Here is a 1,772-nt window from a genome sequence, read left to right on the forward strand (position 1 = left end):
ACAGATGAAAATGACGACGGAAGAGGCCTTTGTTAAGGTTCTGCAGCTTCACGGTATTGAACACGCGTTTGGTATCATTGGTTCGGCGATGATGCCGATCTCGGACATTTTCGGGAAAGCCGGCATCACGTTCTGGGATTGCGCGCATGAAGGCTCGGGCGGGATGATGGCCGATGGCTACACCCGCGCCACCGGCAAAATGTCGATGATGATCGCGCAGAACGGCCCCGGCATCACCAACTTTGTCACCGCCGTAAAGACCGCCTACTGGAATCACACCCCGCTGCTGCTGGTAACGCCTCAGGCCGCGAACAAGACCATGGGTCAGGGCGGTTTCCAGGAAATGGAACAGATGCGCATGTTTGCGGACTGCGTGTGCTATCAGGAAGAAGTGCGCGACCCGTCGCGGATGGCCGAAGTTCTGAGCCGCGTGATCACCAAGGCCAAGCGTGCCTCGGCGCCGGCGCAGATCAACGTGCCGCGTGACTTCTTCACGCAAGTGGTCGATATCGAACTGCCTGCCGTGGTCGAATTCGAACTGCCCTCCGGTGGTGCATCGGCTGTTACCGAAGCCGCCGCGCTGCTGTCCGAAGCCAAGAACCCGGTCATTCTGAACGGCGCCGGTACGGTTCTGTCCGCGGGCGGCATCGAAGCCTCGAAAGCGCTGGCCGAACGTCTGGACGCGCCGGTTTGTGTTGGCTACCAGCACAACGACGCCTTCCCCGGCTCGCACCCGCTGTTTGCCGGTCCGCTGGGCTATAACGGCTCGAAGGCCGCGATGGAGCTGATCAAGGAAGCGGATGTGGTTCTGTGCCTCGGCACCCGTCTGAACCCGTTCTCGACCCTGCCGGGTTACGGTCTGGAATACTGGCCGGCAAATGCGAAAATCATTCAGGTCGACATCAACCCGGATCGTATCGGCCTGACCAAAAAGGTTTCGGTCGGTATCGTTGGCGACGCGGCCACCGTTGCGACCAATATCCTGGCACAGCTGTCGGACACCGCAGGCGACGATGGTCGCGACGCCCGCAAGGCGAAGATCGCGGAAAAAAAGTCGCGTTGGGCGCAGGAACTGACCTCGATGGATCACGAGCAGGACGACCCGGGCACCACCTGGAACGAACGAGCCCGTGCCGCCAAGCCGGACTGGATGAGCCCGCGCATGGCATGGCGTGCGATTCAATCCGCACTGCCGAAAGAGGCGATCATCTCGTCCGACATCGGCAACAACTGCGCCATCGGCAATGCGTATCCGTCCTTCGAGGAAGGCCGCAAGTATCTGGCACCGGGCCTGTTCGGCCCCTGTGGCTATGGCCTGCCGTCGGTGATCGGCGCCAAGATCGGCTGCCCGGACGTGCCGGTCGTCGGCTTCTCGGGTGACGGTGCCTTTGGTATCGCGGTTACTGAACTGACCGCAATCGGCCGTGACGAATGGCCCGCGGTGACCCAGATCGTTTTCCGCAACTACCAGTGGGGTGCGGAGAAGCGGAACTCGACCCTGTGGTTTGACGACAATTTCGTCGGCACCGAACTGGACACCAAAGTGTCTTACGCCGGTATCGCACAGGCCTGTGGCCTGAAAGGCGTTGTCGCCCGCACTCAGGACGAGCTGACCGCGGCGCTGAACCAGGCCATCGAGGACCAGAAGAACGGCATCACCACCCTGATCGAAGCCATGATCAACCAGGAACTGGGCGAGCCCTTCCGTCGTGACGCGATGAAAAAACCGGTCGCAGTCGCCGGTATCAGCGAAAACGATATGACACCACAGG

1 protein-coding gene is annotated in these 1,772 nt (G+C 61.1%); it reads left to right on the forward strand.

The features are described from left to right. Positions 1-4: 4 nt before the first annotated feature. On the forward strand, positions 5-1,772 hold a 1,768-nt coding region (gene xsc / locus ACR0IK_RS24305; protein ID WP_480643680.1), incomplete at its 3' end, for a sulfoacetaldehyde acetyltransferase.

It is taken from the genome of Ruegeria sp. BF7, assembly GCF_056538605.1.